Origin of the sequence: Campylobacter sp. P0085 (assembly GCF_002139495.1) — a bacterium.
Taxonomy (GTDB): Bacteria; Campylobacterota; Campylobacteria; order Campylobacterales; family Campylobacteraceae; genus Campylobacter; species Campylobacter devanensis.
The window spans coordinates 32,895-47,126 of record NZ_MJKB01000002.1 but is presented as its reverse complement, the minus strand read 5'-3'; the positions used below and the strand labels follow the sequence as shown (position 1 = coordinate 47,126).

Annotated in this window: 13 protein-coding genes; 3 read left to right on the top strand and 10 right to left on the bottom strand. The window is 30.7% G+C overall.

Translation table 11 applies throughout. The features are described 5' to 3' along the window. Window positions 1–22 precede the first annotated feature (22 nt). The 8 genes from gatB to CIGNP85_RS02040 all read right to left on the bottom strand — a co-directional run bounded on the left by gatB (window position 23) and on the right by CIGNP85_RS02040 (window position 8,156). Window positions 23–1,444 carry an Asp-tRNA(Asn)/Glu-tRNA(Gln) amidotransferase subunit GatB gene (gene gatB / locus CIGNP85_RS02075; protein ID WP_086268374.1) on the bottom strand — a complete coding sequence of 474 codons (1,422 nt, stop codon included), beginning with the start codon at window positions 1,442–1,444 and terminating at the stop codon, window positions 23–25. A gap of 67 nt (window positions 1,445–1,511) precedes the next feature. Continuing rightward, window positions 1,512–2,048: a thiamine phosphate synthase gene (locus CIGNP85_RS02070; protein ID WP_086286756.1), complete on the bottom strand. Its 537-nt coding sequence runs from the start codon at window positions 2,046–2,048 to the stop codon at window positions 1,512–1,514. Between the two features lie 179 nt (window positions 2,049–2,227). Next, window positions 2,228–2,908 (bottom strand): F0F1 ATP synthase subunit A, encoded by a 681-nt coding sequence (locus tag CIGNP85_RS02065; RefSeq protein WP_086224605.1) that lies wholly within the window; start codon window positions 2,906–2,908, stop codon window positions 2,228–2,230. Window positions 2,909–3,016: 108 nt separating this feature from the next. Further along, window positions 3,017–3,778 carry a TSUP family transporter gene (locus CIGNP85_RS02060; protein ID WP_086226945.1) on the bottom strand — a complete coding sequence of 254 codons (762 nt, stop codon included), beginning with the start codon at window positions 3,776–3,778 and terminating at the stop codon, window positions 3,017–3,019. Between the two features lie 8 nt (window positions 3,779–3,786). Then, window positions 3,787–5,223, bottom strand: a complete 1,437-nt coding sequence (locus CIGNP85_RS02055; protein WP_086224607.1) for a potassium/proton antiporter — start codon at window positions 5,221–5,223, stop codon at window positions 3,787–3,789. A gap of 2 nt (window positions 5,224–5,225) precedes the next feature. Beyond that, window positions 5,226–6,893 (bottom strand): cation:proton antiporter, encoded by a 1,668-nt coding sequence (locus CIGNP85_RS02050; protein ID WP_086228946.1) that lies wholly within the window; start codon window positions 6,891–6,893, stop codon window positions 5,226–5,228. 5 nt (window positions 6,894–6,898) lie between these two features. After that, a complete protein-coding gene (locus tag CIGNP85_RS02045) occupies window positions 6,899–7,258 on the bottom strand; it encodes a heat shock protein transcriptional repressor HspR (RefSeq protein ID WP_086224609.1) in 360 nt (119 codons plus the stop codon). 10 nt (window positions 7,259–7,268) lie between these two features. After that, the gene (locus CIGNP85_RS02040) at window positions 7,269–8,156 is read right to left on the bottom strand and encodes a DnaJ C-terminal domain-containing protein (RefSeq protein ID WP_086243653.1); all 888 of its coding nucleotides are present in this window, start codon (window positions 8,154–8,156) and stop codon (window positions 7,269–7,271) included. A 151-nt stretch (window positions 8,157–8,307) separates the two neighbouring features. Here CIGNP85_RS02040 and CIGNP85_RS02035 point away from each other — a divergent pair, with 151 nt between their 5' ends. Genes CIGNP85_RS02035 through CIGNP85_RS02025 form a run of 3 tightly spaced genes read left to right on the top strand, consistent with a single transcriptional unit; the run spans window position 8,308 to window position 11,709 of the window. Next, window positions 8,308–9,720 carry a Do family serine endopeptidase gene (locus CIGNP85_RS02035; RefSeq protein ID WP_086286755.1) on the top strand — a complete coding sequence of 471 codons (1,413 nt, stop codon included), beginning with the start codon at window positions 8,308–8,310 and terminating at the stop codon, window positions 9,718–9,720. Between the two features lie 45 nt (window positions 9,721–9,765). Continuing rightward, a complete protein-coding gene (locus CIGNP85_RS02030; protein WP_086224612.1) occupies window positions 9,766–10,440 on the top strand; it encodes a response regulator transcription factor in 675 nt (224 codons plus the stop codon). Between the two features lie 21 nt (window positions 10,441–10,461). Next, on the top strand, window positions 10,462–11,709 hold the full coding sequence (locus CIGNP85_RS02025) for an ArsS family sensor histidine kinase (RefSeq protein ID WP_086286754.1): 1,248 nt from the start codon (window positions 10,462–10,464) through the stop codon (window positions 11,707–11,709). Here the strand turns inward: CIGNP85_RS02025 and CIGNP85_RS02020 are convergent. After that, window positions 11,680–12,936 carry a ComEC/Rec2 family competence protein gene (locus CIGNP85_RS02020; protein WP_086286753.1) on the bottom strand — a complete coding sequence of 419 codons (1,257 nt, stop codon included), beginning with the start codon at window positions 12,934–12,936 and terminating at the stop codon, window positions 11,680–11,682. The two genes, CIGNP85_RS02025 and CIGNP85_RS02020, sit on opposite strands and share 30 nt — an antisense overlap. After that, window positions 12,937–14,232, bottom strand: coding sequence for a TolC family protein (locus CIGNP85_RS02015; protein WP_086286752.1), 1,296 nt, complete (start codon window positions 14,230–14,232; stop codon window positions 12,937–12,939). It abuts the gene before it with no gap.

Sequence of the window (14,232 nt, the reverse complement as noted above, 5' to 3'; positions counted from 1 at the left end):
AATTGCTAATAAACCAATAATGCTACCCTAATTTCGTTTTTAATAACTCATTTACTTTGGCTGGATTAAATGCACCCTTGCCCTCTTTCATAACTTGACCAACAAAGAAACCAAATAATTTATCTTTACCGCTCTTATACTCAGCTACTTTATCTTCATTTGTAGCTAATATTGTATCAATGATAGATAATATAGCTGAATCATCACTTACTTGTTTTAGGCCCAGACGATCAATCACGCTATCTATATCTTCATCACTTTCTATTATTGCATCTAAAACATCTTTAGCAGCTTTTTGTGAGATGGTGCCATCTTCTATTCTGTTTAATAGAGTTGAGAGTTTTGCGCTATTAACTGGACTTGTCTCTATAGTTACACCATTTTTTAATCTACCTAAAAGCTCTACAGTAAGCCAAGTCACGCATAGTTTTGGTGAGTTTGTACCAGCTATTAGATCTTCAAAATATTTTGCCATCTCATAGCTGCTAATTATCACATCAGCATCGCTCTCTTTTATTCCAAATTCACTTATATATCTAGCTTTTTTTTCATCTGGTAACTCAGGTAAAATACTAGCTTCTTCCATAAGCTCATCAGGAATAATAACTGGTAATAAATCAGGATCTGGAAAATAGCGATACTCTGCACTATCTTCTTTACTTCTCATTGGTTTAGTTATTAATTTTGTCGTATCAAATAGTCTAGTTTCTTGAACAACCTCACTATCATATCTGCCATCCTCCCAAGCTTCACACTGACGCTCTACCTCATACTCAATAGCTTTTTGAATAAATCTAAATGAATTTAAATTTTTAATTTCAACTCTTGTATATAGCTTTTCATCACCTTTTGGTCTAATGCTAACATTTACATCGCATCTAAAAGAGCCTTCTTGCATATTAGCATCGCTAATATTTAAAAATCTTAAAATACTATGAAGTTTTTTAAGATACGCTACTGCCTCATCACTACTTCTAATATCTGGTTCGCTTACGATCTCTAAAAGCGGAGTTCCAGCACGATTTAGATCTACAAGACTAGATTTACTCTCATGGCTATTTTTGCCAGCATCTTCTTCTAAATGCGCTCTAGTAATACCAATTCTTTTACTTTTATCGCCAACTTTAATAATTAGCTCACCATTTTCTACAATTGGAATAGTAAATTGAGATATCTGATAGGCTTTAGGTAGATCTGGATAGAAGTAGTTTTTGCGGTCAAAAACACTCTTTTTATTTACAGTTGCATTTATTGCTTTACCAAAGCTAATTGCTTTTTTTACTGCTTGAGAATTTAACACTGGCAATGCCCCAGGAAGAGCTAAGCATGTTGGACAAACATGAGTATTTGGCTCCTCTCCAAAACTAGTTGAACATCCACAAAATATCTTAGTTTTTGTATTTAACTGACAATGTACTTCTAATCCTATAACTGTTTCAAACATAAATTTAGCCTTTTGATATTGATAAAATAATATATTTTAGCACAAAAAAAATTAAATATTAATAAGGTTAATCTAGCGTAAAATAGCGAATTGATGCAAATCCAGCCACACCGCACTTCATCACAGCACAAATTTGCTCAGCACTCATTATCCCGCCAAGAGCAATAACCTTAAATTTTGATATTTTTATAGCTTCTTTTAATCCTTCTAAGCCTTTTGGTTTGCCCTTATTTGGAGTTGCAAAAATTGGACTAAATGTAATAAAATCGGCTCCATATTGATTGGCCAATTCTATCTCTTTAATATTATGAGTGCTAGCAATTTTGATTAAATTTGGCGGAGTTTCCTTTAATAAATGAATAAAATTTGAACTAAAATGAATACCGTCAAAGCCAAGTTTGCAAGCCAAATCGATATCATTTTGAAGTAAAAATTTTATATTATGAGATTTAAATTTAATAAATTCTTGAGCTGTTTTATCATAGTTATTAGAGTTTTTATCTCTAAAAAGCAGCATGTTAGCCTCTTTTAATCTAAGAAAATTATTAAAAGCATAATCCAAATTTGAATAAAATTTGGGATCGCTAATTGCATACTTGATCACTATTTAAAATCCTTAATAACAGATATGATATCAAAGCTAAAATAAGACCGAAACTAGCCCCAATTAAACCACTAAGAAAAAGTCCTAAAAAATAAAAATGATAGATACAAAATAGTGCGCCGACAATAGCAACTGCCCACGACGCACCTAGAATAAAATTTAAAATATATACCAAAAAATTAATGCTCTTCAGAAACTACCACAGCACCAGCTAAATAAACATATGTTAAAATCATAAAGATAAATGTTTGTAGCAATGCCATAAATGTTAGTAATGCAAATGCTGGAAGTGGAGCAACCCACGGAGCAAGACTAAGAACAACCATCAAAAATAGATCATCGCCTTTAATATTTCCAAAAAGCCTAAATGATAATGAAACTATACGAGATAAATGAGATACAATCTCGATAGGAAACATTAAAGGAGCAAGAAATTTATTTGGTCCCATAAAATGGGCAAAATATTTAATCACACCTTGAGTGCGAATACCTTCAAAGTTGTAATATATAAACACACAAAGAGCCAAACAAAGAGTTAGATTCAAGCTAGAACTAGGAGCTTCAAAACCAGGAATAATACCAATTACATTACTTGTCAATACGATTAAACCAATTGTAGCTACTAGCGGTAGATATTTTCTAGCAAGCTCATCACTACCCATTACATCACGACCCATTGATACGATACCTTCTAAATATGCCTCAAGTAAATTTTGAGTACCACGAGGTACAAGCTGCATCGAGCTAGTAGCCATTTTAGCAACAATTAGCACTATAATCGCAACTAAAATAATGTGAAAAAGGTACGTAAAGCTATGATCATTAACGATCAAATTTGAAAAGAGAAACAGATCTTTCATAGAAAAGCGCCTTTTAAAAAAATTTGCGGTAATTATATCTTAATTTAGATTAAGCACAAATTAAAAAATCAATTTAAATATCTATTTTTGGTTATTTTATTCTAAATTTTATTTAATAAATAAATCATAAATAATCTTAACAATAGTTAAACTTACCACAGTTAAAAAGATAATTTTTATAAATTTAATCTCTTTTTTTATGACCATATGCGAACCAAAATAAGCTCCAATCATTTGGCCAAAACCCATAACTATTCCAAGTAGCCATAGAATTTGCCCACCTCCAATAAATACAGCTAAAGATACTATATTAGAAGTAAAATTTAAGATTTTAGTATTTGCTACTGCGGTTTTTAAATTTAAACCAAGCAAACTAGCAAAAGCAAACATCCAAAACGATCCAGTACCAGGCCCCATAAATCCATCATAAAATCCAATTCCTAACCCAAAAATAGCGTAAAATAAATTTTGACTTATTCTCTTTTCTCTATCAATTTGACCAAGATTTGGAGTAAAAATGGTGTAGATTAGAATTGCTGCTAAACAGATTGGAATTAGATATTTAATCACCACAGCATCGATTAAAAGTACTGACCATGTACCACACACTGCCCCTACAAATGTCCATATAATTCCGCGCCAAAGAGAGTTAAAATCCACCATTTTTTTATGAGTGAAATTAGCTGCTGCTGTAAAACTACCAAATGTAGCTTGTAGTTTATTTGTAGCTAATGCTACATGCTCTGGGATACCAACTGCTATTAATGCTGGGATGGTAATTAGCCCTCCACCTCCAGCAATTGCATCTATAAATCCACTAAAAAATGCTACAAAAAATAAAAGTATAAATATCCAAATTTCTAATTCCAAATTTAATCCTATAACTCATAAATTCTAATAATCTTTTGATATCTTAACTCGCTATTGCACAAAATAAGCAAAATATCATTTTGCATAAATTCAAATGAACCACTAACCTTTATAAGCTCGCCATTTCGTTTTGCTAAAACGATTAAAAAATCATCTGGCAAACCAAGCTCCGTTAAGTTTTTACCAATTACCTTTGATGATTCCCCTATTTTATACTGCTTTATGTCCGAATAAGATATTGGGCTGCTAGGCATATTTGGAATTGTAGTCTTAGATGGTTCGATAACTCCAAATATTTTTCCGCTTTTATTAAGCGTAGTGCCTTGAGTAAGCACAGATATTAATACCATAAAAAATATTATATTAAAGATTAATTGACCATTTTCTAGTTCAGCTGAGAGAGGATATGTAGCCAAAATAATAGGAACAACTCCTCTAAGGCCAACCCATGAGATAAAGCACTTCTCTTTTAAATTATATTTAGAAAATATAGTAGACATAAATACACTAATAGGTCTTGAAATAAACATAACAACAAGCGACATTAAAATACTAATCATAGCAACATGAGGTAGTTCGCTAGGAAAGACCAAAAGCCCAAGTGTAAGGAAGATAAATATCTGCATCATCCAAGCTATTCCATCAAAGAAACCAGTTAAATTCTTTTTATACAAAAACTCTTTTTTATTAGCGATAATTCCAGCTACATATACTGCAATATATCCATTACCGCCAATCTTTTCTGTCAAACCAAAAAGCACAGCAACCAAAGCTATTAAAAGCACTGGATATAACCCCCAAGAGCCTAGCTTTACTCTATTTATAAGGCTTGGGATTATAATACCAAATACATAACCCATTGTACCACCAAGGATAAACTCAAGTATAAGCTTGATACTCATTGTGTATGGATCTATAACTGTAGTAGCTGTAAGAAGTCCAAGTAGAGTAATAGTTAAAAAGATAGCCATCGGATCATTACTGCCACTTTCAAACTCAAGTAGCGACGCAAGATTATTTTTAAGCTTAGTTGAACGCATAATAGAAAATACTGCTGCTGCATCAGTCGAGCTAATAATTGCACCAAATAGTAACGACTCAAGCATAGAAAAGCCAATTATATAATAAGCAAATACTCCAGTAATCACAGCTGAGATAGCAACCCCAAAAGTTGCTAATACTATACCGCTTTTAAAAATAGGTTTTATTGATTTATAGTTGGTATTAAATCCACCAGAAAACAGTATATATATAAGTGCTATAGTTCCTACATTTTCAGCCATTTTAGCATTATCAAATTCAAGTCCTATAAGCCCATCGCTACCTGCTAGCATACCAATTGCTAAAAACATAAGCAGTGCTGGAACTCCATATTTATCAGATATTTTGCTAAATAAAACACTAAGGATAAATAATCCTCCAAATATAATCAACGAGTTATCCATAATTATCCTTGATTTAAGTCATTATTTATTTTGCACTTTAAAGCCTTACTAATAATAGCTTTAGCCACAGCTTCTCTCTCTTTAATCAAATAAAAATGATCTCCAAAATCAGTATAAAGCCCCTTCTCAATAGTATCAGCAAATCTTATGATAGTATTTACATCATATCCTAGATTTTTTATAGAGTTTGCTATTAGCTCTGATTTTTGTTCATTGCTAACAGCAATTATTGTAGCTATACAATTTTTAATATGAGCTTTTTCTAAAGTAGTTTTTTGAATAGCATTTCCATAATATACATTATCTCTACTATTCTTACCACGCTCTACTAAATTTAAATCATTTTCAAGTGCTATATATGAACAACCTTTAGCCTTTAATTGCCTTACTATTTCACGACCAAGCTTGCCATATCCACATACTACAAAATGGTTTTTATACTCTGGAATATCTATATTTACAAGCTCTTCTATCTCATCTTGTTCTTTTGTAGTTACAACTGCTTGCATTAGCTCATCTTGCTCTTCCATGCTATCAGCGATTTTGCTCACATTTTTTAAGATAAATGGAGTAAGAACCATAGATATAACTACTACAGCAGTTAAAATCTGCAATGTTTTATCATCAGCCATACCTTTTACAGATAATAATGTAAATATAGCTAAAGCAAACTCTCCAACTTGAGCTAAGCTTAGTGCTGCTTTTAATGCGACTTTTTTTCTAGTTAATATCATTAAGAATAGATAAATAATCAAAGCTTTAATTATTAAAACAGTAATCAAAACTAAAGCAATTATAAAAAGATTATTAGCAATTACATTAAAGTTTATCTGCATACCAACTGTTATAAAAAATAGACCCAAAAGAAGATCTCTAAAAGGTATAAGGTCTGTCTCAATCTGATGTTTATACTGCGTTTCAGCTATTAGCATACCAGCAATAAATGCTCCAAGTGAATAACTAAATCCAAAATAGTGCGCTAAAAAGCTAGAGCCAATAACCGTAAATAAAATAGTAGTTATAAATATCTCTTTTGAATTTGCACTCACTACTAAATATAAAACACGACTTAATATATACTTACCAATAAAATATAATATTACAATTAATATTACGGCACTAACCATAGATGTAAATATCAAAGAGCTTACAGCGCCATCTTCTACATTAAATATATCTATCATTAAAAGCAAAGGAATAACTGCTATATCTTGAAATAATAATATTCCAAGTACCTTGCGTCCATAACGCTTTGATATATGCCCATTATCATTTAATGTTTTTAAAACTATTGCTGTGGAACTAAGAGACAATGCAAAGCCTATAATAATAGCGCTTTTAATATCTATATCAAATATATAAACCGATAAAATGCTACATGCAAAGCCAGTAGCAAATACTTGAATAGGACCATATAAAAATACATATTTTTTCATTGACATTAAATGCTTAATACTAAACTCAAGCCCAATAGTAAACATCAAAAATACAATCCCAAATTCAGCTACAAAACTTAAATCATGATTATTTTTTAGCCCAAAAAGCTGTGAAATCAAGATTCCTGTAGCAATATAACCTATAATAGTTGGGATTCCATATCTGCGAAATATAAGATTAAATAAAACAGCACAACCAGCTGTTATTACAAATATATATATGATATTATCCATTTTCTCTACTTTTTATCATTTACAAATATTAAATCAAAACTACTACCACGCTTGACTAGCGAACCTTTATTTTGTGTTTTTATATTTGCCCTTAACTCCTCTATTACAGCTTCATACTCTTCAAGTCTTTGTTTTAAGCGCAAAATCACATCAACACCTGCTAAATTTACACCTAAATCTCTAGTAAGTCTTAAAATCATCTTAATCCTATCAAGATCTTTTTCGCTATAGAGTCTCATCTTGCCTTCAGTTCTGCTAGGCTCTACTAATCCCTCTCTTTCATACTGTCTTAGAGTTTGGGGATGGATACTTAAAACCTTTGCTACTACGCTTATTAGATAGACTGGCTCTTCATAATCTCTCATACCATCTCCTTTATAGTTTGCTTTGCAACATATCTCTTAATTGTGGATCAATCCGCTCAATATCTGGTAAAATTATATTGGTAACTAAATACATATCGCCATAGATGTTGCTTTTTCTATTTTTTACACCATAACCTTTTAATCTAATTTTTTGACCATTTTTAGTATTAGGCGGTATTTTGATTGATACATCTTTTTTAAATGTCTTTACATCAATTTTATCACCAAAAAGAGCAGTTTTAAGAGTTAAATCTAAATTTTTATACAAATCATCGCCATCTCTTTTATACTCCTTATCCTCTTCTATATTTACAGTAATAATTAGATCTCCTCTATGGTTTCCAGCACTTTTACCTTTATTTCTAGCCCGTAGCTTTTCACCGCTATTTAATCCGGCTGGAATTTTGATTTTAATCTTTTCGCCATTTATACTAAACTCATAATCACCGCCATTTACAGCTAGTTCAAGTGAAATATTTATTCTAGCTTGAATATCTAAATTTTGCCCAAATCCTTGATCAAAACCATCAAATCCACCAAAACCTGCTGAACTAAATCCACTAAACCCTCTCTTAGATCGTCCTGCACCGCCAAAATTGCCAAAAAGTTGATTTAATATATCATTAAAATCAGCATTACCGCCAAAATTTTCTCTACTAAAATCATGAAAACTCTGCCCGCCAAACATACTATCGCCATATTGATCATACTGCTTACGCTTCGTTTCATCGCTTAAAATTTCATAAGCTGCATTAATCTCTTTAAATTTCTCTTCAGTCCCTGGGTCTTTATTGATATCGGGATGATACTGCCTAGCTAGCTTTCTATAGGCTTTTTTAATCTCATCGCTACTAGCATCTTTAGAGATTCCCAAAGTTTCATATAAACTATTACTCATTATAATTCTCCACTTATATTTTTTTATATAAATTATATCATAAAAGTTGAGCTAATGTCAATCAACTTATTTAAATTCATTTGTATAAATATTAAATTTATATTTATCCCTACATAATATAATCCAAAGCAATTTTTTAAAAGGGAATAATATGAAAAAAATAACATTAATATCACTTATAGCAGCCTCAACAATTTTTGGTGCTAATGTAGAATTTAGTGATGCAAACCCAAATTTTAACCGCATAAATCCAACTATAGATCAAAACTCAATCCTATCATATAATAGTTCAATTCAAAAAGCAAAACAGACAGTTGTAAATATATCAACAACCAAAACTATAAAGGTAAAAAATAATCTAAATAGCCTAATGAATGATCCATTTTTTAAAGAATTTTTTGGTTTTGGTTTTAATATTCCAGAACAAAGAAGCCAAAAAAGCTCATCTCTTGGTTCAGGTGTAATCATCTCTAGTGATGGCTATATAGTTACAAATTATCATGTAATAGAAGATAGCGATGAGATTATAGTATCAATGTTAGATAATTCAAAAGAGTATAAAGCTAAAATAATTGGCTCAGACCCAAAAACAGATTTAGCAATTATAAAAATAGATGCTAAAAACCTAGAACCAGCATATTTTGCTGATAGCTCTAAGCTTCTTGAAGGCGATGTAGTATTTGCTATTGGTAATCCTTTTGGCGTAGGTGGAAGTATCACAAGCGGAATAATAAGTGGATTAAATAAAGATAATATTGGATTAAATCAATATGAAGATTTTATCCAAACAGATGCTAGTATAAATCCTGGAAATAGTGGCGGTGCTTTAATAGATAGTCGTGGTGCCTTAGTTGGTATAAACTCAGCTATTCTTAGCCGAAGTGGAGGCAATAATGGAATAGGATTTGCCATTCCATCAAATATGGTAAAAACAATAGCTCAAAAGCTAATTAGCGATGGAAAGATAACTCGTGGCTACATTGGTGTTATGATTGCAAATTTAACAAAAGACCAAAAAGAGATATATAAAAACAAAGAAGGCGCATTAATTACTAATGTAGAAAAAGACTATCCAGCTAGTAAAGCCGGCCTTCAAAGAGGCGACCTTATCATCAAAGTAGATAATACAATCATAAAAAGTGCAAATGATTTAAAAAATATAATTGGTGCATACTCGCCAAATACAAAAATTAATTTAGAATATGAAAGAGCAGGAAAAATCTACTCTACTAAACTCCAGCTAGCTGATACAGATGTTACTGGTAATACAGCTGAAAATTTAAGCATTGATGGCTTAAGCGTACAAAATTTAAGTGAAGAAATAAAATATAAATACAAAATACCTCAAGAGATAAAAGGTATATTAATCACAGATGTCAAAGATGGTTCAAATGCTGCACATACAGGCTTTGAAAGTGGAGATATAATTATTCAAGTAAATGAGAAAATTATAAATAATATTAATGAATTTAGCCAAGAGATAAAAGCGTCAAAAGCATCAAAAAGAAAACCAATAATCTGGATAAATAGAGCTGGAATTTTAATGGGGCTTGTATTGAAATAATAGCTATTTTTGGCTATAATCAGCTCAAATTTATAAGGCAGATATATGATAAAGATTCTAATGATTGAAGATGATTTTGAACTTGCAGAGATATTAAGCGAATATTTAGAGCAATTTGAAATAGAGGTTAAGATATGCGATGATCCATATCTTGGCCTTTCTACTCTTAATACAAATAAATTTGATCTAGTTATTTTAGATCTTACCTTGCCAGGTATTGATGGGCTTGAGGTTTGCAAAGAGATACGCACCAAACATACAATTCCCATCATTATCTCTAGTGCTAGACATGATATAAGCGATAAGATAAATGCATTTGAATTTGGCGCAGATGATTACTTGCCAAAACCATATAATCCCCAAGAGCTTCTAGCTAGAATCAAAAGCCATTTACGACGCCAAAGTATCACAATGCAAGAGATATCTCCAGCTCCAAAAGATCTAGTATGTGATGATTTTCGTCATATTATTACTCTAAAAGGCGAGCCGCTTCAGCTTACAGTTGCTGAGTATGATATCTTAAGATATTTAATTAAAAAAGAAGGTGGCGCTATAAGTCGTGAAGAGTTAATTTATAATTGCAACTCCATAAATGAAGATAGCACAAATAAAAGTATAGATGTTATCATAGGTCGTATTCGCACCAAAATAGGTGAAAATCCAAAAGAGCCAAAATATATCCACGCTATTAGAGGCGTAGGCTACAAGCTAGAACAATAAATTAAAACCAAAAAGGGCAAAATGAGATTTTCATCAATTTTTTACACCATTACGCTTATTTTCGCCCTTGGAATTGGGGCTATAGGAATAGCATTTTTATGGCTTATAGAGTATGATAAAGCCAATTACGCAAGAGAATTGAATACCAAATATTCTATTGTAGCTAGGGCTACTTTACTTCATTTAAATGAGTTAATTAATGAAGATGAGTATAAAGAACAGGTCTCAAATTTATATATGCCCCAAATAGATAATATAGAAAAAAAAGAAAAAATACTAAATCAAGCTGTAATCTTAGAAGAGATTACTACTGAATTAGGATCAAGCGCTATATTATTTTATGAGAAAAAAAACTATTTAAAGGTTACCAAAGACGACAATACTCTACTTCTTATAGATACAGCATATCAGCCATATAGATATATAATTATTCAGATTATTTTTGCTTTTGTAGCTGGAATTATCTTGCTTACATATATATTTATTATTCGTAAGATTATGCCACTTGGAAAGTTAAAACGCCAGATTGATAAATTTGCTCAAGGGGATTTAGAGATCAAAAATGTCGCCACTGGAAATGATGAGATCAGTCAGGTAGCAAGTGCTTTTTATGACGCTGTTAGCCAGATTAAAAATTTAAATAATAGCCGTCAGCTCTTTTTACGCAATATCATGCATGAGCTAAAAACACCAATTACAAAAGGTAGAATTACTGCTGAGATGATTCAAAAAAATAAAAATCAAGAGCGTTTAATCGATGTATTTGAGCGACTTGAGAGCTTAATAAATGAATTTGCAGCTGTAGAGCGTGCCACTTCTAGATTAATAGGAGAATTAAAACCTTGTAAAGTAAGAGATGTAATAGATGAAGCTATAGATATTGCTATGGCTGAAGAGTCTAGTGTGGGAGTTGAAGCCATAGATGATGCTACTGTAAAGGCAGATTTTAAACTTTTAGCAATTGCATGTAAAAATATAATTGATAATGCTCTAAAATATTCAGATGATAAATTTGTTAAAATTACAATCACAAACAATGAGATAGTATTTTCATCAAAAGGCCAGCCATTAGAAAATGATATAAAGCACTATATAGAACCATTTACACAAGGAACGAATGCCAAAAAAAGCTTTGGTCTAGGTCTATATATAGTACATAATATCTTAATAGCCCATAAATTAAAACTAATATATAAATATAATAATGGAATAAATAACTTTATCTTTAGTGATATAAATTTAAATCAAGGCAAAAATATAGACAAATAATCCAAGTAACGCCAATAAAAGCATTATCCACTTTTTATATATTGCTAATAATGCAATAATATTATACCCTATAAACTGCCATAGCTCTAGATTAGCCTTGCCTTGAGCTGGTGCAAATTCAATAAATCTAATCATAAAATCATCAAAAAGCCCACCTATTCCAAAAAAATGCAAAAATAGACTAACTGGATAAAATATTATAAAAACATAAGATAATGGAATTACGCTAATTTGATACCAGCTAGCTATAGGAAAAAAGTAATAAACAGGAATATTCATCGCTAAAAATACAAAAATCTCAAGAATTAAAGTATGCATCAAAATTCTCTTTAAACTACTAAGGTCACTTCTATTGCCAAAATGATAGATATATAAAAATATAAAATAGACCCCAAGACATGAAAAATAAAACCCGATAGAAAATAGTAATTGCGGACTAAAAGCTAATCCAATCAATATTGCTAAAATCAAATTTCCAAAGCTAAAAACCTTAAGCCCACGACTAAGCAATAAAAACCCAATCACACCCATAATATATGAACGCAAGAAACTAGGAGTAAAATCTAAAATATATAGATAAAATCCCATTAAAATAAACAAAATCAAACTAATATAAAATCTTAAATTTAAGTATGGAAAATATAGGTCTTGCAACGGCACAATAGTAAATCTAGCTACAAAAAATACAAAAATAAATATTACACTAAGATGAAATCCACTAATAGCTATAATATGCGCAATTCCCCAGTGAGTAACATTTTGACGCAACTCTTTACTCATTGGAGTTGCTAAATATAAGGCACTATATAATTCTTGCATTTTAGGATTTTGATGTTGAGATATGATTGCATTTTTAAGAATATTAGCAAGACTATAATTTATATCAAGCTTACTAATCTTAAAACTAGGCAAGAAAAATCTACCAGCAATATAATCTTTAAATTTAAGATTTTTAGTTATTACCCCTACTTCGCAACTACTACACTTTGGCAAGCTCTTAGAGCGAGTATAAAATATAAAGTTATCACTTTTAAACTGCAAAACATAATACTCGGAGTTTTTTCCTTGTCTTTTATCGCTAAATAAAAGATCAGCCTTAATAAAACTATATGGCTTAGCTTTAAAAGCTTCATAACTTCTAAACTCTAAATACAAATTTAGAGTAAAAATCGCAATACAAATAGCAATAAATACTCCAAATTGTCTAAAGTTAGAAAATAAATTCATCTACTTTGCAATGGCTTTATAGTAGCTTAACTCATCATTTAATAGCTCAAATTTTTGATTAAGGAGTGAAATTTGGGCTGATATTAGATTATTTTGCGCCTCTAATAGATCTTTTAACTCAGCACTTCCTTCATTATATTTACTCTTATAAATTGCAACAATCTTAGCTTGATCGTTTACCATTATGGCTAAATTATCATATGTTGCTTTATCAGTTTGATAAAATAATAGATATTTTAAAGACTCATTTATGGCATTTTTTAGCGTTTTTTCATAGCTAAATTTAAGTTTATTAAACTCAAGCTCACTAATTTTAATATGTTTTTTAAGCTTAAAATAGTCCAAAAATGGCAAACTAAAACTCACAACTCCACCAAGTTGATTAAAATCAAAGCTATTTTTAAACTCTTTATCGCTATCGCTTAAATTTGCACCAAGACTAAGACTAGGCAAAAGCTCTTTTTGACTTAGACGATACTCATAAAAGCTCGAATTTAGTTTTGCTACTGCTTCATTAATATCTGGACGATTTGAAAGCTCACCAACATCAAACTGGCTAATTCCTATAAATTCGACACCATCTAAGCTAAGTTCATCAAACCTTTTATCACTTCTAGTAAGATTTTTTAAACTCTCATAGTTAGATTCTAGCAATCTTTGTGTAGAGTGAATTTGATTTTGAATTTTTAATATATTTTGAGAACTTTGCTTAATAGCTAAAAGCTCCTCTTTACCATTTTCAAATTTAACCTTAACTATATCATCAAGCATCTTTGCATTATCTAAATTTTGCTTTAAACTACGCAAAGAGTCATTAAGATATAAGATATTAAAATAACTATTTGCTACTTGACTAATAATAGTCAATCTTAAATTATCCAATGTTAATCTACTAGAGTGCATTATCCACTCTTTTGATTTATAATTATCATATATCTTACCAAATATATCAAGTTCATAGCTAAGGCTAAATTTAGAATTAAATTTGCTGCTAAACTCATCACTTTTTCCTATATCTCTACTGCTATTTGCTCCTATCTCGCCACTCATTGATGGGATATAGCCATCACTTGCTATACCTGCATTTAACATAGCTACTTCTAAATTTAACACCGCTACACCAATATCTTCATTATTTTTAAGAGCCAAATCAATAAGCTCATTTAAGGTAGTTTGGTTAAAATCTTTATGCCACTTAGGAGTATAAAACTCAACATCTTTAATCTCATAATCTAGCTTTTTGCCAGCACATCCGCCAAAGATAATAGCTATAAAAATAACAATTATATATCTCAT